The 18,494-nt window shown below is 36.5% G+C and carries 21 protein-coding genes; 8 read left to right on the forward strand and 13 right to left on the reverse strand.

What is annotated here, in order from left to right; genetic code table 11:
• Window positions 1-121: 121 nt before the first annotated feature.
• Together ftsW and ACI6MV_RS01820 are read right to left on the reverse strand one after the other, a co-directional pair.
• On the reverse strand, window positions 122-1,324 hold the full coding sequence (gene ftsW, locus ACI6MV_RS01815) for a putative lipid II flippase FtsW (RefSeq protein WP_407268130.1): 1,203 nt from the start codon (window positions 1,322-1,324) through the stop codon (window positions 122-124).
• Window positions 1,325-1,464: 140 nt separating this feature from the next.
• On the reverse strand, window positions 1,465-1,746 hold the full coding sequence (locus ACI6MV_RS01820) for an Fpa/YlaN family protein (protein ID WP_407268133.1): 282 nt from the start codon (window positions 1,744-1,746) through the stop codon (window positions 1,465-1,467).
• A 217-nt stretch (window positions 1,747-1,963) separates the two neighbouring features.
• Between ACI6MV_RS01820 and ACI6MV_RS01825 the strand changes: the two genes are divergently transcribed.
• The gene (locus ACI6MV_RS01825) at window positions 1,964-2,452 is read left to right on the forward strand and encodes a hypothetical protein (RefSeq protein WP_407268134.1); all 489 of its coding nucleotides are present in this window, start codon (window positions 1,964-1,966) and stop codon (window positions 2,450-2,452) included.
• A gap of 282 nt (window positions 2,453-2,734) precedes the next feature.
• The gene (locus tag ACI6MV_RS01830; protein WP_407268135.1) at window positions 2,735-3,340 is read left to right on the forward strand and encodes a YhcN/YlaJ family sporulation lipoprotein; all 606 of its coding nucleotides are present in this window, start codon (window positions 2,735-2,737) and stop codon (window positions 3,338-3,340) included.
• 234 nt (window positions 3,341-3,574) lie between these two features.
• Here ACI6MV_RS01830 and ACI6MV_RS01835 read toward each other — a convergent pair whose 3' ends face one another.
• Complete coding sequence (locus tag ACI6MV_RS01835) at window positions 3,575-3,790, reverse strand: hypothetical protein (protein WP_407268137.1); 216 nt, start codon at window positions 3,788-3,790, stop codon at window positions 3,575-3,577.
• Between the two features lie 153 nt (window positions 3,791-3,943).
• Here ACI6MV_RS01835 and ACI6MV_RS01840 point away from each other — a divergent pair, with 153 nt between their 5' ends.
• A complete protein-coding gene (locus ACI6MV_RS01840) occupies window positions 3,944-4,147 on the forward strand; it encodes a YlaI family protein (RefSeq protein ID WP_407268139.1) in 204 nt (67 codons plus the stop codon).
• A 267-nt stretch (window positions 4,148-4,414) separates the two neighbouring features.
• On the opposite strand, the gene ACI6MV_RS01845 is transcribed toward ACI6MV_RS01840, so the two are convergent.
• A complete protein-coding gene (locus ACI6MV_RS01845; protein ID WP_407268140.1) occupies window positions 4,415-4,780 on the reverse strand; it encodes a YlaH-like family protein in 366 nt (121 codons plus the stop codon).
• A gap of 136 nt (window positions 4,781-4,916) precedes the next feature.
• Here ACI6MV_RS01845 and ACI6MV_RS01850 point away from each other — a divergent pair, with 136 nt between their 5' ends.
• On the forward strand, window positions 4,917-5,093 hold the full coding sequence (locus ACI6MV_RS01850) for a DUF5325 family protein (protein WP_407268141.1): 177 nt from the start codon (window positions 4,917-4,919) through the stop codon (window positions 5,091-5,093).
• Between the two features lie 366 nt (window positions 5,094-5,459).
• On the opposite strand, the gene ACI6MV_RS01855 is transcribed toward ACI6MV_RS01850, so the two are convergent.
• Window positions 5,460-6,263 (reverse strand): inositol monophosphatase family protein, encoded by an 804-nt coding sequence (locus ACI6MV_RS01855; RefSeq protein WP_407268142.1) that lies wholly within the window; start codon window positions 6,261-6,263, stop codon window positions 5,460-5,462.
• Between the two features lie 189 nt (window positions 6,264-6,452).
• Here ACI6MV_RS01855 and ACI6MV_RS01860 point away from each other — a divergent pair, with 189 nt between their 5' ends.
• Window positions 6,453-7,070 carry a YktB family protein gene (locus ACI6MV_RS01860; protein ID WP_407268143.1) on the forward strand — a complete coding sequence of 206 codons (618 nt, stop codon included), beginning with the start codon at window positions 6,453-6,455 and terminating at the stop codon, window positions 7,068-7,070.
• A 33-nt stretch (window positions 7,071-7,103) separates the two neighbouring features.
• Here the strand turns inward: ACI6MV_RS01860 and ACI6MV_RS01865 are convergent, their stop codons facing one another.
• Window positions 7,104-7,376 (reverse strand): UPF0223 family protein, encoded by a 273-nt coding sequence (locus ACI6MV_RS01865; protein ID WP_407268144.1) that lies wholly within the window; start codon window positions 7,374-7,376, stop codon window positions 7,104-7,106.
• A 163-nt stretch (window positions 7,377-7,539) separates the two neighbouring features.
• Here ACI6MV_RS01865 and ACI6MV_RS01870 point away from each other — a divergent pair, with 163 nt between their 5' ends.
• Entirely contained in the window at window positions 7,540-9,012 is a 1,473-nt protein-coding gene (locus tag ACI6MV_RS01870) for an aminotransferase class I/II-fold pyridoxal phosphate-dependent enzyme (protein WP_407268145.1), read from the forward strand.
• 45 nt (window positions 9,013-9,057) lie between these two features.
• On the opposite strand, the gene ACI6MV_RS01875 is transcribed toward ACI6MV_RS01870, so the two are convergent.
• The 6 genes from ACI6MV_RS01875 to ACI6MV_RS01900 form a co-directional block, all read right to left on the reverse strand.
• Window positions 9,058-9,954, reverse strand: a complete 897-nt coding sequence (locus ACI6MV_RS01875) for a polysaccharide deacetylase family protein (RefSeq protein ID WP_407268146.1) — start codon at window positions 9,952-9,954, stop codon at window positions 9,058-9,060.
• 162 nt (window positions 9,955-10,116) lie between these two features.
• A complete protein-coding gene (gene lpdA / locus ACI6MV_RS01880; protein WP_407268147.1) occupies window positions 10,117-11,526 on the reverse strand; it encodes a dihydrolipoyl dehydrogenase in 1,410 nt (469 codons plus the stop codon).
• 3 nt (window positions 11,527-11,529) lie between these two features.
• On the reverse strand, window positions 11,530-12,831 hold the full coding sequence (locus ACI6MV_RS01885; RefSeq protein WP_407268148.1) for a dihydrolipoamide acetyltransferase family protein: 1,302 nt from the start codon (window positions 12,829-12,831) through the stop codon (window positions 11,530-11,532).
• Between the two features lie 26 nt (window positions 12,832-12,857).
• Window positions 12,858-13,835: an alpha-ketoacid dehydrogenase subunit beta gene (locus ACI6MV_RS01890; protein ID WP_407268149.1), complete on the reverse strand. Its 978-nt coding sequence runs from the start codon at window positions 13,833-13,835 to the stop codon at window positions 12,858-12,860.
• A gap of 3 nt (window positions 13,836-13,838) precedes the next feature.
• Window positions 13,839-14,921, reverse strand: coding sequence for a pyruvate dehydrogenase (acetyl-transferring) E1 component subunit alpha (pdhA, locus tag ACI6MV_RS01895; RefSeq protein WP_407268150.1), 1,083 nt, complete (start codon window positions 14,919-14,921; stop codon window positions 13,839-13,841).
• 443 nt (window positions 14,922-15,364) lie between these two features.
• Complete coding sequence (locus ACI6MV_RS01900) at window positions 15,365-16,030, reverse strand: YkyA family protein (protein WP_407268151.1); 666 nt, start codon at window positions 16,028-16,030, stop codon at window positions 15,365-15,367.
• A gap of 344 nt (window positions 16,031-16,374) precedes the next feature.
• Between ACI6MV_RS01900 and def the strand changes: the two genes are divergently transcribed.
• Window positions 16,375-16,929, forward strand: a complete 555-nt coding sequence (def, locus tag ACI6MV_RS01905) for a peptide deformylase (RefSeq protein ID WP_407268152.1) — start codon at window positions 16,375-16,377, stop codon at window positions 16,927-16,929.
• A 125-nt stretch (window positions 16,930-17,054) separates the two neighbouring features.
• On the opposite strand, the gene ACI6MV_RS01910 is transcribed toward def, so the two are convergent.
• Entirely contained in the window at window positions 17,055-17,837 is a 783-nt protein-coding gene (locus ACI6MV_RS01910; RefSeq protein ID WP_407268153.1) for a Cof-type HAD-IIB family hydrolase, read from the reverse strand.
• A gap of 446 nt (window positions 17,838-18,283) precedes the next feature.
• Between ACI6MV_RS01910 and ACI6MV_RS01915 the strand changes: the two genes are divergently transcribed.
• Window positions 18,284-18,493 (forward strand): DNA-dependent RNA polymerase subunit epsilon, encoded by a 210-nt coding sequence (locus ACI6MV_RS01915; RefSeq protein ID WP_407268154.1) that lies wholly within the window; start codon window positions 18,284-18,286, stop codon window positions 18,491-18,493.
• The last annotated feature ends 1 nt before the right edge of the window (window position 18,494 follow it).

Raw genomic sequence — 18,494 nt, forward strand, 5'->3', positions numbered from 1 at the left:
CTCCATGCGTCAGAAACTTGATGCCTTCATGAATCACTTTACGAAAAGTCATTATCGATTCGCACCAGTCACTACGTTTCTAAACGGGCGCTCTGTGCTTTTCTTAATTATAGGCATCGAATTAATTAGACCGTGTTTTTCCTGCTTTATTATTTACGGAATAATATTTAAATGCAGGTTGCTCTTCGGTTGTGTCTACTTCATCGACTTGATTAAATTCCTGCATCTTTACCGACCTAGCAATGTTATTTAATATTCCCATAGAAACCATCATTACTAACAGAGACGACCCTCCATAGCTTACAAATGGTAAAGGTATACCTGTTATAGGAAGAATTCCACTAACAACACCTAAATTTATAAAGCTTTGAATACCAATCATGGAAGAAATCCCTATTGCTAATAGTGAACCAAAACTGTCGCGGCACTTCCATGAAATAAATAATCCTCTAAGTACGATTGTAGCTAACAAACCAATAACTATAATTACACCAATAAAACCAAGTTCCTCAGCAATTACAGCCATAATAAAATCGGTATGCGGTTGTGTTAAATAGCCCAGTTTTTGGACTCCTTGTCCCAAACCTTCACCAGTAAATCCGCCTGTCCCAATTGCAACGTAAGATTGTATGAGCTGATAACCACCATCCTCTGGGTCTAAAAAGGGCTGGTAGGCACCTGTGAAACGGGAAATCCTTTCAGCGGTTACCATCTTTAATATTAGAGTAAAACCGAGTCCTACTGCGGATACAATCAATAAGGATAAATGAGTTAATTTAATACCTGAACTAATAATTACATTACATGCAATCAGAAAGATTATTGCCGCTGTTCCGATATCTGGTTGTCTCGCGATTAACGCCAAGATTATGCCCGTTAGCACTAAAGGAGGTAGCACGGCCTTCGTGAAGTCCGTTATATACTTTTGCTTTTTTGAATAGATTGAGGCTAAATAAATAATTAAGCCTAATTTCACTATCTCAGAAGGTTGAAATTGGAATGGCCCTACTTCAATCCATGACCTTGCATTGCCTACTGAATCTCCAATAAAGAGAACCAAAATTAATAAAGCAACCATAATAACTACAATTAGCTTCATTAATCTTTGATAAAGCTGATAAGGAATAAAACAAACAATAATAAAAGCTATAGTACTAATACCAAACCATTTGCTTTGCTGCATCATAAAAAAATTACTGGGTACACCATGTTCCACTACGGCAACTACCATACTGGCACTATAAATCATTACAATACCAAATGCAGTTAGAATTAACGGAGTAATAGCCAGGGTGAAGTCAAATGATTTCCATTTTTTAAACATAAAATTACTCCTTTGATTAAGAAGAAAGTGGTGTGAATAATAATAAATTTCCTGGATATGTAGAGTATAATAGTAAGAATAAAAAAACCCCGCCAGCATGGCTAAGGGTTATTTATAAGAAAGTACACAGTAAATGAGCATCATGAATTTTGTGCTGCTTCGTGTAGTACATTCAATTGCCTTTCCAGATTCTCTAGAAGTTTTTTTCCGTCCTCTGCGTTTACAAGATTCAATCTTACTGCGAAATCAATTTCCCTTGATAAGCCAAACATTTGTGTATCTAATACCTCTTCATACAATGGACATTGAGGCATTGTTAGATTGTCCATTTGGACTTTAATTAATTTTAAGATTTTATCAGCATCGGCCTTAAGAAGGGCATAGGCTTTTTCAGAATTACTCACGGCCGTTTCAGGTATCAAAGAAATCCCCTCCGTTAAACAAAACTTTCTTCTATTTATTTTATCCTTTATGGGACAAAAATGCAAGATAACTATATATATCTTAATAAACAAATAGAAATTTTATCAAACTAAACAGTAAAATATTCACATGTGATTGATAAAAGGTGATTTCGAGTCCAAATGAATGATTTTTGTTACTTTCTTTGCTATGCTAACAAAGAAGGAGGCTGATACCGTGATAGTGCAATTAACAGGGAATGTTACGTACCCGATTACTTTAGATCCAACTGTATGGATATTTGATGATAGAAAGCTAATTTTTGAAGAAGCATTTTCTAATAATATTCAAAAAAAGACGGATAATGATGAAATAAAAAACGCTTCATTACGATGGCAAAAAGAATATCACCCCAAAATGATAAATCCGCCAGTAAATAAAACTATTTCTAAAGCTGAACGAGAAAATATTTTTATTTATACATATGTTATGCCAATTACAGATTTTGTTAATCATTCCGAAATAAAACAAGAAGCAAAACAGGCAAAAATTGTTACAACTAAAGGTGACCAGATTATTACACTTGATCAATTAAAGCAATGCTTACTATTATTTGCTAAAGCTGGCAAACCTATTACAGATGATGGGCCTGTCCATTTATATTTTCAAGATGGATCAAATAAGCAAGAACCTATTAAGGGTGTTACCAAAATCGTTATTGAGTAATTACATATACAGATAGCTCACGAAGGCTGACTCGGAAATCACGATCCGTTGTCAGTCTTTATTTATTTTAGGAATTAAAAAACGAATCGGCGCACTTCGTTATTGTTCAAAAATATGAAGATCTTGCACTCCAATTAGCGAGACACCTCTCACTTCCGCTTACTGTTAAACGAATGCATTTTCTTTTCCTATTCTCATTTCATTCCTTATGCATAAACAACCAAAAAACAACAAAAAATAGTCTGTAACGGAAGATAATTGTAACGAAGGAGGAAATAATGTATGGCTAAAAATTTGTTTTTCACATTATTTATAAGTTTATCAGCAATTGTCTTAATTAGTTGTCAACAACAGGAAGAACAGCAACTATCTGAACAAGGAAATCAAGATCATACGATTCATGTAAAAAACTCCAATCCTAATACTAGAGAATCTTATTCTAATCAAGAGATGGCGCAGCACTTAGCAAATCTTGCTGGAGACATCCCTAATGTCAACGGTGCAACTGCAGTAGTCGCAGGTCCATACGCAGTAGTCGGAATTGATGTTGACAAGGAGCTTGACCGATCGCGTGTTGGAACAATTAAATACGCGGTTATGGAAGCCTTACAGCATGATCCTTATGGAAAGACAGCTGTTGTAGTTGCAGATGCAGATGGAGCAGAGCGAGTTAGACAAATGGCTGAAAAAATGCGTCAAGGACATCCCGTTCAAGGAATTGTAGATGAATTAGCTGAAGTTGTTGGTCGCTATATGCCAGAATTCCCGATTACTGAAAATCAGCAACCAGATGAATCCGATCCAAATAAGGAAGTTGTTCCAGAAGGAGAAGAACAAGAGTTAGAAGAGATTCAAGAAGAACAATCCAATCATCACACAAATAATTAAGATAAAAAAACAGACCGTTTTAGGTCTGTTTTTATTTACATTAGAAAACTGTAAATCACATGGCGTGAATAATTTTTAATGTCAGAGCTTTGCTTAAACGCTTCACCATCTTTCTTGTAATGCAGTTCCTCTTTCTGGTAGAGGCATAACTCAACGAGGGGGAGCGCTAAAGAAAACTATTTAGAATAATCATCTTGGTCTTTTAAAGACGCTCTTCGTTATTAGTTTTCTTCATTATTGTTTGACACGGTTATAATAGTTAACACCAAATTGAGAGCCTTCAGATACCATTTTTGCGTTATCAGTATTATCTTTTTCAGGAACACCAGCAGGTTCTATCGGTAAACTGTTACTCTGCTTATTTTTCTGCTTCTTAACACTAAATACTGTGTAACTAATTGCTCCTGCACTAATAGCACCTATAGCTGGAATCATCCACCTTTTTTTCATAGGTAGCCTCCTCTCCTTTATCTTTCACTATGTATTTTCCCAGAATGTACAACGTTTAAACAATGTAGCATCCAAGTTCATTTTCAGAGAACATGGAATTTATAGGGTAATCGTGTTAAAATGATTCTATTAGTTCTACTAGAGGTGAGTTTAATGAGGGTTAAGTGTGTCTTATGTGATACCGTTAATAATATTGATGGAAGTTCTCCATTAGCTAAACGTCTAAGAAATCGTCGTATTCATATATATATGTGCCCGATATGTGACACTCGCATTGGCGATAAAACAAAACAACGTCACGCTACAGGAAATTTTAAATTGTATAAGGAAAAAGAGAAACAAAATCATTTATTTTAAATTTGAACAAAAGTGCAGAGCGCCGGTTAGCGAAGTACGGACTGGACTGAACCACAAGAACAGAGTAAGCTTCGAAGGTTTACCTATTAGAATAAAGGAAACATGCCCCTTCACGGAGATGAGGGGGGACTCTCGTTAGTCGCTAGCGCTAGGAACTGGACGTGTCAATACTACATGTTATCTACTTTTAGTATATTTTATAATTTCCTAGACAACAAGAAAAGAAGCCTTTTTCACAAAGAAAATGGCTTCTTTTTAATAGTTACTTTATGTACGTTTTTTTCGCTCTTGATAAAGCCTAAACCGATAAATACCTAATACCAATGCAATGACGATCATGCATTCTGCGACAGGCAAACCTAGTATTGCAAAAAAAGTTAACCCAATGCATCCAATTGCTAATATTACATAGACGATCGCTGATTTTAGTAGTGGTAGTTGTTTTGCAAAACCAAGCTTATAGCAGATTACTGTTAGAATAACGATTGTGACATATAGGAAGAATAGGCCTCTGAATAAGATGGCTAATTCGTCATCATTTGCTAAATTAACTTCTCCACCTAGACTGTTCATAAAAAATGTAGTAATTGGTCCAAGATGGTCTGGTATCTGAATTGATTCTTGCTCGATCACTTCGCTTCCCCCTTCAAGTAAAACCTTCCTTTGTTATCATACTAAAAATCCATTATTTAAGCTAGAGTTTCATTGCAACATGAAGTCATTTCTTTTTCTGCGAGAATCACTTATACTATTACAAAGGAGTGAAACGATGAAGTCTATTCAATATTCAAAACTACTTTTAGCAATCTTAGTTATTCTTTCCTTTTCTGGTGTAGGTATCGCAATTGCATATAGGAATACATTCCTAGCCATTGCCGCTTTGTTACTTGGATTTATTATTATGGGATTTGGGATAGCACTTAAAAGAAAAGACGCAGTAAATTAAACTACATTAAAAGGACTGCCTCTTTGGGCAGTCCTTTTTCTTATAAGATAAGAACGTATTTATTTTACAAGTGTCTAGCTCCGAGCGCCAGAAACTACTCGACTTCTCGAATAGCCTACGATAAGTCATCATTGATTCGCATGCTTCATCATGATTCCTTTATCTTTAGTCGATTCGCTCCAGTCGTTACGTTTCTTAGCGGCGCTCTGCGCTTTTCTTGTGTCTAGCTCCGAGCGCCAGAAACTACTCGACTTCTCGAATCGCCTACGATAAGTCATCATTGATTCACATGCTTCATCATGATTCCTTTATCTTTAGTCGATTCGCTCCAGTCGTTACGTTTCTTAGCGGCGCTCTGCGCTTTTCTCACTTCAATTCAATATACTCGGAAATTAATTTTTCATGGATTCGTGTATTACACGCTAAAACTGTGTTATTTGTTAACATATCTAATTTTTGACCATTAGCTTGTGTAACTGTTCCACCTACCTCTTCAACTAATATAGATCCGGCTGCTACGTCCCATGGCGCCAATTTCAATGTTAGATAACCATCGACACATCCTTCAGCAACAAAAGCTAGTTCTAATGCTGCTGACCCATAAGATCTTGTTCCTCTAATTTTTTTAACAAGCGCTTGAACCTTCTTATAATTGATTTTTGGGTTTTCACATACTAAATAGCTATTTAATACCATGATTGATGTATCGAGGTTTCGGTTTTCATCTAGTTTTGGCAATTCGACTCCATTTTTATAAGCCCCTTGTCTACGAATCACGCTATATAAAACGTCCTCCATAACATTATAAATCAGTCCTACTTCACCAACACCATCATGATATATACCGATAGAGATAGCAAAATTCCGCTTTTGGTGAACAAAATTCATTGTGCCATCGATTGGGTCTATGATCCATATCGTGCCGTCTAATGACTCAACATCGTCACCAAAGCCTTCCTCTCCCAACATAAGGTGCTCAGGGTACGTTTCTTTTATTTTATTAGCAAAGAATTCCTCTGTATTTTTATCCATATGTGTAACGAGATCATTTGGGTTAGATTTCGTATCTATGTATAAAGGTTCGTCAATTACATCTCTAATATGTGCTCCTGCTTCGAGAATCCACTTTTTCGCCTGTTCAAAAAGCGCTTGTATTTGCTTTTTATCCATGCTATTTCCTCCAACTTTCATTAATAAGATTTTCATACATCTTACCAAAAAAGGTAATATGATGCACGCTTGGACAATTATCCTCCGTGATAAACTTGTCTAGCTCCCACGTAATGCATGTTCGTTTCTATCATATGTAACTTGTGATAAACTAATATCAATTGAAGATGGAAAGGTAGTGCAAAACAGATGAGTTTTACTGGGTTTAATCAAAATGATTTTCAAACGTTCACCATAAATGGATTAGAGGAACGGATGGAAGCAATTCGCGAGCGTATACAACCAAAATTCACACAAATTGGACAAGAGTTAACTGACCATTTGTCTGCTACTCTCGGAAATGAAATGTTCTTACATATTGCAAGACATGCAAGAAGGTCTGTCAACCCTCCTAATGATACGTGGTTGGCCATTGCAGAAAATAAACGCGGCTATAAAAAGCATCCACATTTTCAAGTAGGCTTATTTGATGACCATGTATTTATCTGGCTAGCGTTCATCTATGAACTACCCAATAAATCAAAAATCGCTAACGTATTATTGGATAAATATGATGAACTAACAAAGTTGCCAGACACTTATGTTGTATCGCTAGATCATATGAAAAAGGTAGCAATGCCCATCTCTGATTTAACAGAAGACAACATCATAAGATTCCGCGATGTAAAAAAGGCTGAATTTTTAATTGGTCAGCATATCGCGTCAGATGATCCAATATTACAAGATGGCAAACAATTTATTAAAGTGTGTAAAGAAACAATTGACACGCTCGTCCCCTATTATCGATTAGCAGTTTCTACAGTTTAAGGGCTGACAATTGCCAGCCCTTTATTTAGTTTGTTATTGCATTGTTAATCGTTGTCCTGAACGAAGCGTTTCTGCTTTTTGAACGGTCCGGTAACAGGAATATCCAGACTCTTTTTCAAATTTAGCACATAGTTGTTTTTCTTCACTTTTTGCAGGAACTATTTGTTTGAATCTTGTATAGGCAATCATGACTTCATCTTGTTTAACACCTGATTCATATGCCTTTTCCACTATAGAAAAGAAATTAACAACATCAATTATTTCTTGTTTTGACCAATGATCTTCAAACGGGTAACTGTAACTCATAAAAACAACTCCTTTTCATCCTATATGTAATTAGTTTATGTGATTCTGACATTTCCATTAATATCGTATCATGAATATAATCATTTATGTCAAAACTAGCTATTAAGCTTATGATTTGCTATAATTCAGTTTGCTTTAATCTTTTTAAGAGGTGTACTTACATATGAAATCACAAAGTGAAACCCCTTTATTTTCAGGGGTAACAGCCCACGCGCAAAAAAATCCAACTCAATTTCACATTCCAGGACATAAAAAAGGAATTGGCATGGATCCCGAATTTCGTGCTTTTATTGGTGATAATGCATTGTCAATTGATTTAATTAATATTCAGCCATTAGACGACCTTCATCATCCGCATGGTATGATTAAAGAAGCCCAAGAGCTTGCTGCTGAAGCATTCGGAGCAGATTATACATTCTTTTCTGTTCAAGGCACAAGTGGAGCTATAATGGCTATGGTGTTAAGTGTTTGTGGACCAGGTGATAAAATTATTGTACCAAGAAATATTCATAAATCGGTTACAACGGCTTTAATTTTTTCCGGTGCAACACCTATTTTCATTCACCCAGAGGTTGATGAGGATTTGGGGATCTCCCACGGGATTACACCGGAAGCTGTAGAGAAAGCGTTGACTGCTCACCCAGATGCTAAAGCAGTATTAGTGATCAATCCTACCTATTTTGGCATCGCAGCTGATTTAAGAAAAATAGTTGGCATTGCTCATCGTTATGATATTCCAGTGCTTGTTGATGAAGCACACGGGGTACACATACACTTTCACGAAAATCTACCTGCTTCCGCTATGCAAGCAGGTGCTGATTTGGCAGCTACTAGCGTCCATAAGCTTGGTGGTTCGATGACGCAGAGCTCCGTATTAAATTTACGAGAAGGATTAGTCTCTCATGAACGCGTGCAAAGTGTACTTTCAATGCTAACAACAACATCAACATCTTATATTTTGTTAGCGTCATTGGACACAGCACGTAAGCAGCTTGCTTTACATGGTAAAGAACTTATTGATCGTACAATAAACCTCGCGCAACAGACGAGACAAGCAATCAATGATATTGAACACTTGTATTGTGTTGGAGAAGAGATTATAGGAAGTAATGCAACATTTAACTACGATCCAACAAAACTAATTATTTCAGTTAAAAACCTCGGCTTAACAGGACATGATGTCGAGGTATGGCTTCGGAAAAAGCATAATATTGAAGTAGAATTGTCTGATTTATATAACATCCTTTGCATTATTACCCCTGGGGATACGATAACAGAGACGAATCAATTAGTAGAAGCGCTGCGAACGTTAGCAACAGAATCAGCTGTTAACGTGACCGAGAAAAAAATAAAGGTTAACATTCCAGATATTCCTCTGCTCGCTTTATCACCACGAGATGCTTTCTATGCTGAAACAGAGATTGTGGAATTGGATGAAGCTGCTGGCAGGATTAGTGCCGAATCTATTATGGTCTACCCTCCTGGTATACCAATATTTATTCCTGGGGAAATAATTACAGAAGAAAATATACAATACATCCATCAAAACTTGGAAGCTGGTCTTCCTGTACAAGGTTTAGAAGATGAAACGATCAAACATATTCGTGTTATCAGAGAACATAAGGCATTTCAATAATTGAAAAAAAGGAAGGTGCTAGATTACATAGCACCTTCCTTTTGCTTATTCTGGAAGCTTTAAAAGCTTTGGATCGACAAACTCATATCCTTTTTCACGTAAACCTATGACGATATCATCAAGAGCTGCAGCAGTCCATTCTCGGTCATGCATGAGTAGATTGGCGCCATTACTTAGTAATGGTGTATTGACCATTATATCCGCAATTGCTTCCTCTGACATATAATCAGAGTTCCAGTCATATCCATACGTCCAATTCATCTGAAGCATACCTTCATCTTTAACAAGCTGTGTTGAGAAATCCGTGTTGACTCCATTTGGGGCACGGAAATATTTAGGCTTTTCTCCAATAATCTCTTCAATTAACTTACTAAGGCTTAAAATTTCTTCTTTCTGCTCTTCCTCAGAAATAGTACTTAATCTTGTATGATTGTATGTGTGGTTACCAATTTCGAAGCCCATCTCATGTATCTGTTTCAACACTTGTTTCTCTTCATCTGTATCTATGAAATGACCATTAACAAAGAAAATAGCTGGTACATTTAATTCCTTTAATGTATGTGCCATTTCCAAAGCATAAGTATCTGGTGCATCATCAATTGTCAATAATGCAACTTTTTCATTAGCATCTTCAGTTAAAGGTTTAACACTCCAAACGCTAGAGATCTCATACTGTGCTTCCAATTCCTCTTCTGGTTGTTCAACAGGTTCTGGATCCGTTTGTTCATCACCAGTGTCTTCTTCTGGTGTAGTTAAATCTTGTTCAGGGGCAGGATCTTCTTCCTGATTAGTGTTATCTTCACCACTGTTATTCTCTTCCTCTACCTGATCCTGCTCATCCGTTTCATTTTCAGGAGCCGGATCTTCGTTCGTGTTACAACTTACTAATAGTACTAAAACAAATAAACTAATGATAAACCAAATGCTGTATTTCACTCTCACTAAAATAACCTCCTGATGTATGTGGACTACCTCTTATTATAATCGATTTAGAAGTAGTTGAGTATGAATATTTGATAAAAGTGATGACATATTTCACCATTTTTAAAACAACTCTATTCAAAAAGCCTACCTCCAGTAAGGAGATAGGCAACTTTTATAAATTTATTTAACAATATGGATAGGTAACCCAAGCGCGACTTCGGCAGCTTCCATTGTTATTTCACCAAGTGTTGGGTGAGCGTGAATAGTTAGTGCTAAATCTTCTGCAGTCATACCAGCTTCAATAGCTAAACCAAGTTCAGCAATCATGTCACTAGCATTAGGACCTGCAACTTGAGCACCAATCACTAAGCCATCTTCTTTACGAGTAATAAGCTTTAAGAAGCCTTCACTATCGTTAAGTGATAGCGCACGACCATTAGCAGCAAATGGGAATTTAGATGCTAAAACATCGTAACCAGCATCTTTTGCTTCTTGCTCTGCATATCCTACAGTTGCAAGTTCTGGTTCAGAGAAAACAACAGCCGGAATTGCATTATAGTCAATTTCAGATTTTTCTCCACTAATAGCTTCAGCAGCAATCTTACCTTCATAAGATGCTTTGTGCGCTAATGGTGGTCCAGCAACGATATCACCAATTGCATAGATGTTATCAATATTTGTGCGACATTGTTTATCAATATTGATGACACCGCGATCTGTCATTTCAATGCCAACTTGTTCAAGTCCAATTTCACTAGTGTTTGGACGTCGACCGACAGTCACTAGTACATAATCAGCTTCAACTGTAACTTCTTTACCTTTAGCTTCATATGTTACTTTTACGCCATCCTTAGATTCTTCCACACCTTTAGCCATGGCTTCTGTAACAATATCTACACCTTTTTTCTTCAAGTTACGTTTTACTAATGACGACATTTGCTTTTCAAAACCGCCCAAAATGTCTTTAGTACCTTCAAGAATAGTAACTTCTGTACCGAAATTAGCGTAAGCTGTACCTAATTCAGTACCAACATAGCCTCCACCAATAACAACCATCTTTTTCGGTATTTCCTTCAAATTTAGTGCGCCAGTAGAATCTAGTACACGTTCTGAATATTTGAAGGTAGGAATTTCAATTGGACTTGAACCCGTTGCAATAATACAGTTTTTAAATGTATATGTTTGAGAGCTTTTATCATCCATTACTTTTACAGTGTTTTTATCTACAAAGTAAACTTCACCTTTAACGATGTCTACTTTATTTCCTTTTAAAAGGCCTTCAACACCGGAAGTTAATTTGTTAACTACAGTGCCTTTCCATTCTTGTACCTTAGAAAAGTCAACACTTACTTTATCGACTGTAATACCCATGTCATCAGAACCATGTGCATATTCATAGCGGTGACCTGCTTGGATTAGTGCTTTAGATGGGATACAACCTACGTTTAAACATACTCCACCTAATGCACCTTTATCAACAATAGTAACCTTCTGACCAGTTTGAGCTGCACGGATTGCAGCAACATACCCACCAGGTCCAGCTCCTACTACTAGTGTATCTAACTCAATTGGAAAATCTCCTACTACCATAATTTACGCCTCCATCATAATTAATTGTGGATCGTTCAACAATCGTTTAATCTGGTTCATTGCCATTTGCGCCGTAGCACCATCTACAATACGATGGTCAAAGCTTAGCGATAATGCTAATACTGGTGCAACAACAATTTCACCGTCACGTACGACAGGTTTTTCACCGATACGTCCAATTCCTAAGATTGCTGCTTCTGGGTAGTTTAAAACCGGAGTGAACCATTGTCCACCTGCTGATCCAATGTTAGAAATTGTGCTAGAAGCACCTTTCATTTCATCTGAAGATAGCTTACCATCACGCGCTTTAGTTGCAAGCTCATTGATTTCTTGTGAGATACCGAAAATTGACTTTTTATCAGCATCTTTAACAACTGGAACAAGTAGACCTTTTTCTGTGTCTGCTGCAATTCCAATGTTATAATAATGCTTTTGAACAATCTCGTCTGTTGCATCATCAATAGAAGCATTAAGTATTGGATACTCTTTCAATGCTGAAACAAGTGCTTTAACTACATATGGTAAATACGTAAGTTTAATTTCTTTCTCAGCTGCAACTGCTTTAAATTTCTTTCTGTGTGCAACAAGTTCTGTTACATCAATTTCATCATGCAAAGTTACATGAGGAGCTTTTGTTTTGGAATTAACCATTGCTTTAGCAATTGCCTTACGAATTCCACTCATCTTCTCACGAGTTTCAGGATATTGCCCTGCAGGTACTGCTTGCTCTTTTGCTGCAGCAGGTGCTTCTGATTGTTGTTCTGCTTGTGCTTCTGTTTCGGCCACTGGCTGATCTCCGCTTAAGAAGCTATCAATATCTTCTTTTATGACACGACCATTTTTTCCAGAGCCTTGTACGTTACTAATATTAACGTCCTTATCTCTTGCATATTTACGAACGGATGGCATTGCGATTACGCGTGCATTACTGTCTTCCTCACTTTTTTGAGGAGCAGCACCTGATTGTTCCGCTGCAGGCGTTTCTGTTTTAGCCTCAGATTTTTCTTCTTTTTTAGGTTCTTCTTCTTTCGCAGGTTCTTCTTCACTTCCACCTGCATCTTCATATCCTTCTGCATCAATAGATATAATTGTTTGACCTACTGTTGCGACAGCACCTTCATCAAAATGAACTTCTTTAACGGTACCTTCTACCGGTGAAGGTATTTCAACTACCGCTTTATCATTTTGCACTTCACAAAGTACATCATCTTCTTTAATTTCATCTCCAGGCTTAACAAACCATTTAACGATTTCGCCCTCGTGAATTCCTTCACCAATATCTGGGAGCTTAAATTCAAAAGCCATTGATTGTACCTCCTATCTTAAGTTAATTAAAAGTTAATTACTGCATTCACTTTTTCAATAATATCATTGTAATTTGGTAACCAAACTTCTTCAGCTTGTGTAAATGCATAAACTGTATCTGGAGCAGCAACAGTTAAGATTGGCGCTTCAAGATGTAGGATTGCACGTTCTTGAATTTGAGAAACAACATAGGAAGCCATACCAGCTGTACGCTGTGCTTCTTGTACAAATACAACACGATTTGTTTTTTCTACGGATTGTAAAATTGTCTCCATGTCTACAGGCATTACTGTGCGAAGATCGATAACTTCAGCTTGTATGCCATCTTTTTCTAATTCTTCAGCCGCTTTTAAACAAGAGTGAACCATCGCACCATAAGCTATAAGTGTAACGTCAGTTCCTTCACGTTTCACATCAGCTTTTCCAAGCTCGATTGTATACTCTTCTTCAGGAACTTCACCGCGGAATGAACGGTACAATTTCATATGCTCAAGGAAAACTACTGGGTCATTATCACGAATAGACTGAATTAATAATCCTTTCGCATCGTATGGTGTTGATGGAATAACAACTTTTAAACCAGGCTGTTGAGCAACTAAACCTTCTAATGAATCCGCATGAAGTTCTGGTGTATGAACTCCACCACCGAACGGTGAACGGATTGTAATTGGTGCATTTTGCGTACCACCAGAACGGTAGCGGATACGCGCAATTTGACCACTAATTGCATCCATAGCTTCATATACGAAACCAAAGAACTGAATTTCTGGTACTGGACGGAAGCCTTCCATAGCAAGACCAAATGCTAAACCACCAATTCCTGACTCTGCTAATGGTGTGTCAAATACACGATCTTCACCGAATTCATCTTGAAGGCCTTCTGTAGCACGGAAAACCCCGCCATTTTGACCTACGTCTTCACCGAAAACAAGTACATTTTCATCATTTTTAAGTTCCGTACGCATTGCATCAGTTATTGCTTGAATCATTGTCATTTGAGCCATGATTTACTTCGACTCCTTTGCTTTATATTCATCAAACTGTTCTTGTAAGTGAGCTGGGATTTCTTCATACATATTGCTGATTAAATCAGTCACTTTTTGTTTTGGATATTCATCTGCTTTTTTAATTGCAGCTTTAATTTCATCTTTTGCTTGATCAATTACTTTGTTCTCTTCTTCTTCAGACCACAGTCCTTTATCCTCTAAGAATTTACGGAAGCGAACAAGTGGATCCTTTTTCTCCCATTCGTTATCCAAATCTTCTGTACGATAACGGGTAGGATCATCTCCAGCCATTGTGTGTGGGCCATAACGATATGTTAATGTTTCAATCAACGTTGGACCTTCACCATTAACAGCGCGTTCTCGAGCATCTTTAGTTGCTGCATACACTGCTAATACATCCATACCGTCTACTTGAATACCTTCAATACCTGCAGCTACTGCTTTTTGAGCAAGCGTTTTGGCAGCAGATTGCTTTTCAACAGGTACAGAAATCGCGAAACGGTTGTTTTGCACGACGAAAATTGCTGGAGCGCCATATGCCCCTGCAAAGTTAATCCCTTCATAGAAATCACCTTGTGAAGTACCACCGTCACCAGTATAAGTAATTGCAACTGATTTTTTACCACGCTTTTTCATACCAACAGCTACACCAGCACATTGTGTATACTGTGCACCGATAATAATTTGTGGGCTTAACGCGTTTACACCTTCTGGAAATTGATTGCCGTGATAATGTCCACGTGAAAATAGGAATGCTTGATATAACGGCAGACCATGCCAAATAATCTGAGGTACATCACGATAAGCTGGAAGAATAAAATCTTCCTTTTCTAATGCAAATTGTGTACCAAGCTGTGAAGCCTCTTGTCCTGCTGTAGGTGCATAGAAGCCTAATCTACCTTGACGATTCAAAGCTATGGAACGTTGATCTAAAATACGAGTATAAACCATTCTGTGCATTAATTCTTTTAATTCATCATCTGATAAGTCAGGCATAGCATCTTCATTTACGATTTTGCCTTCTTCGTTCAGAATTTGAAACGTTTCAAATTGGTTTTCGATAGAATCTAATGTACGTTTCAAAAAGACTCACCTATCCTTTCTTTTCCTTCTTCGATTGTTTTATCATTAACTAGCTTTCCCAAAAGATGAAAAAATCTGTACCATATTTGCTATAAATACCTTACCCAATGTTCGTAAAGTTTAATCTTGTCTGTACCCCTATATAAACTGTTACAATAATAAGATAAATACTGACTGGTACAATTTTTATACAGTTTATAGTTTAGCTTATTTACATATAACGGTCAAACACTTTGAATCGTATTCCTACAATTTTTAATGGATTTTTTTATAGAAAGATAAGGTTATTTAAACATCCTTTTTATAGCATAATATTAACTGTTTCACTAATTGGCTTCTACTGTACTATAAAATCAAATGCTAGCTGATTTTTCTTTTTTCTCGTTAATTGCTATTTTCCAAAAAATAAAAGGCCTCGCATGACGAGACCTTCATAATGTAATCTATTCTGCTTCGCTATATTCAACATCTAGTCCTGCTTGACTATAGAACTGTTCTTTCATGTTATTGTACTCATCAGTTTTGGCATTGAATTGTTCATTTGCTGCAATCACTTCTTCATAACTACTGTTAATGGAGTCGATATGAGTTGTTAACTCTTCCTCAGTTAAATCTTCTCTCTGAAGCATTTCATATAGTTGTTTATCCAACTCTAGTGATGCTACATAAGCTTCATTCAATGCTGTATATGCTTGATAGCGATCTTCCATTGTTTGATATAGTTCTTCTGCCTGTGTTTTGACTTCTTCCTCCTCAATCTCCTCAATCAATGGCTGGATTTTGTCAAATTCATCTTTTGCTGCAGTGATACTTGCTTCTTCAGTCTCAATAAGTTCTGCACGCTCATTTATGATAGTAATTGCCTGTTCTGATAATTCCTTAACTTGATCGATTTCTTCCAAGCCCAAATTGATTACTTGTTGATAGATATCCTTCTCTTGTTGTTCTAATTCGACTAGCGGTTGTTGCTGATCCGCAAAGGATTGTTCTAACGAAACAGCTTCTTCCATATGCTCGTACATTTTTTCTACTGTTGATGGTCCGCTACTACATGACACTAACCAAATAAGTGAAGCAGTCAGGAGTAACGATAACTTTTTCCAAGACACTGTTTTTCCTCCTATCGTCTAGTTGAACGATTTAATATGTAAGTAATTTTCCCATTACTTTTTCCATAGTATAACATATCAATCAATAAAAAAAGAAATTTCTATTATAACTTAATCAATTTGACAATATAGATTTTTAACTATGGTCAATTGCATGCAATCGAAGTAAATAGTTTCTAACTCTTACGGCACTTATGTTCCTTTGCAAAAGACTTGCTTTTATTTAATCATCCTTATTACATTGTATCTCATGTTCAAGCTTTTTATAACATAACTATTGCCATTTTATAGCTTGTCTTGTTAAACTATATTGCAGCTAAAAAAGTGAACGGAGGCGTAAATAAATGATTACAATGGATGATATCATTCGTGAGGGAAATCCTATTTTAACAAAAGAAGCAAAAACGGTGCCACTCCCTGCCAGTGATACAGACAAAGCCATTTTAAATGATATGCTTATGTATTTAAAAAATAGTCAAGATGAAACAACTGCTGAAAAGTATGATTTACGACCTGGTGTTGGATTGGCCGCACCGCAAATAGGCATTTCCAAAAGAATGGTTGCTGTTCACTTTGAAGATTTCAACGAAAATCTATACAGTTATGGACTGTTCAATCCTCGCATTGTTAGTCACTCAGTAGAAAAAGCTTACTTGTCTACTGGTGAAGGTTGCTTGTCTGTTGATCGAGAAGTTCCTGGTTTCGTACCGAGGTATGCTAGAATCACAGTCAAAGCTACTGATCTAGATGACAATGAGCTAACAATAAGATTAAAAGGATTTGCTGCTATTGTTTTCCAACATGAAATCGACCATTTAAATGGAGTTATGTTTTACGACCATATCAACAAAGAAAATCCTTTTGAAGTACCGGAAAACAGTCGAGAAATCGACAGATAATAGAAGACGAATAACAAAGGAGCCGAGAGATATCGGCTCCTTTGTTATTCGTCTAAAAATTTATAAAACCCGTTTAATAATACTTTCAAAACGTCTTAAGTCCAAGTGCCATAAAGGCTAGCGAATCACTTCAAAAGTCCTACCTCATAAAGCCCCTTGACTAACCCTTCATTATCTACATCATCTGTTACATAGTCAGCAACTTGTTTAAGCTCGAAAATAGCATTGCCCATGGCAACACCGACACCAACATGTTGTAACATCTCCATATCATTTAAACCATCACCAAACGCATAGGACTGATCATGACTTATACCGGATGCTGCTATTAACTTATCGACACCTATTGCTTTAGAACCACCCAACGGTAAAACATCACAAGATAAATCATGCCATCTAATAAATCTTAATTGTTGATGTTCACGTGTATATCGATCCTCAGATTGCTGCTCACAAAATAGAAGCACTTGATATATAGCATTTTTTTCATAATATTGTGGATCAATTTCGGGATAATCTCTTTTTAACGTTTTTAAACTTTCACTAACACGTTCGTCATTATTATTAGAAGCTCTCATTTCCTTGTGATTCATATAGACAAGTGAATGACCGGAAGCATTTGAGCTGTTTGTTAGTTCAGTTAAATGCTGATATTCAAGTGGATTTTCATAGATAGTCTCGCCTTCGAAAACAACATACTGTCCGTTAAAGCTTACGTATGAATCGATTTCCAGTTGCTCTCTAATATCTTTGAACATAAATGGAGCACGACCGGTAGCAATCACAACGTAAACTCCTTGTTGCTTCAATTGCTTTATTGCTTCAACCGTTTGATCAGGGATTTGCTTATTATGATCCACTAGCGTCCCATCTATATCAAAAAAAACAATTTTTTTATTCAATTTCATCCCCCTTTGTTACTAATTTAAGTGATCGAATGTAGTGATTTCTGCATAAAAAATGATGAATTAACAAAAAATATCATTACATGAAAACGCGATATAATCAAGTTTCTGAAGGCATGAAAAAAATATTTTGCATACTTTCATGGCTTTTCTATTTCAATATTTTACTAATCATACTATACTGTAAGTTAAGAGGGATTGGATCGGTGAACGTTTTTAAATTGCTTTTCTTTATGTCTAAGAAAGGAGCTGTAAGGAAACAATGTTAAAACGTTTAAGAGAAAAGCTAAAAAAGAGATGGAAAGATTTGTTAGGGCGAAAAGGTCGTGTACCAACTACATGTAAAAATGATTAATATTAATGTAACAATCCTACTCTAGTGTTCGGATTACAATGCTATGCTATGAATAAAAAACGGAAAATAGACAATTAAGTTAGGAGAGATGGTATTGATTTACAAAGTACTATACCAAGAAATACCAAATGAAATTCCTGTTCGTGAACGCACGAAGAGTTTATACATCGAGGCCGTATCAGAAAGAAAAGTACGTAAAGCACTCTCCGATCGCAATATTAATATCGAATTTATCCAGCAGCTTGACGAAGCACACTTAAACTATGAGCAAAACGCAGAAGATTTTGAAGTGGAGACAGTATAAC

Origin of the sequence: Radiobacillus sp. PE A8.2 (assembly GCF_045635475.1) — a bacterium.
Classification (GTDB): domain Bacteria; phylum Bacillota; class Bacilli; order Bacillales; family Amphibacillaceae; genus JBJGXI01.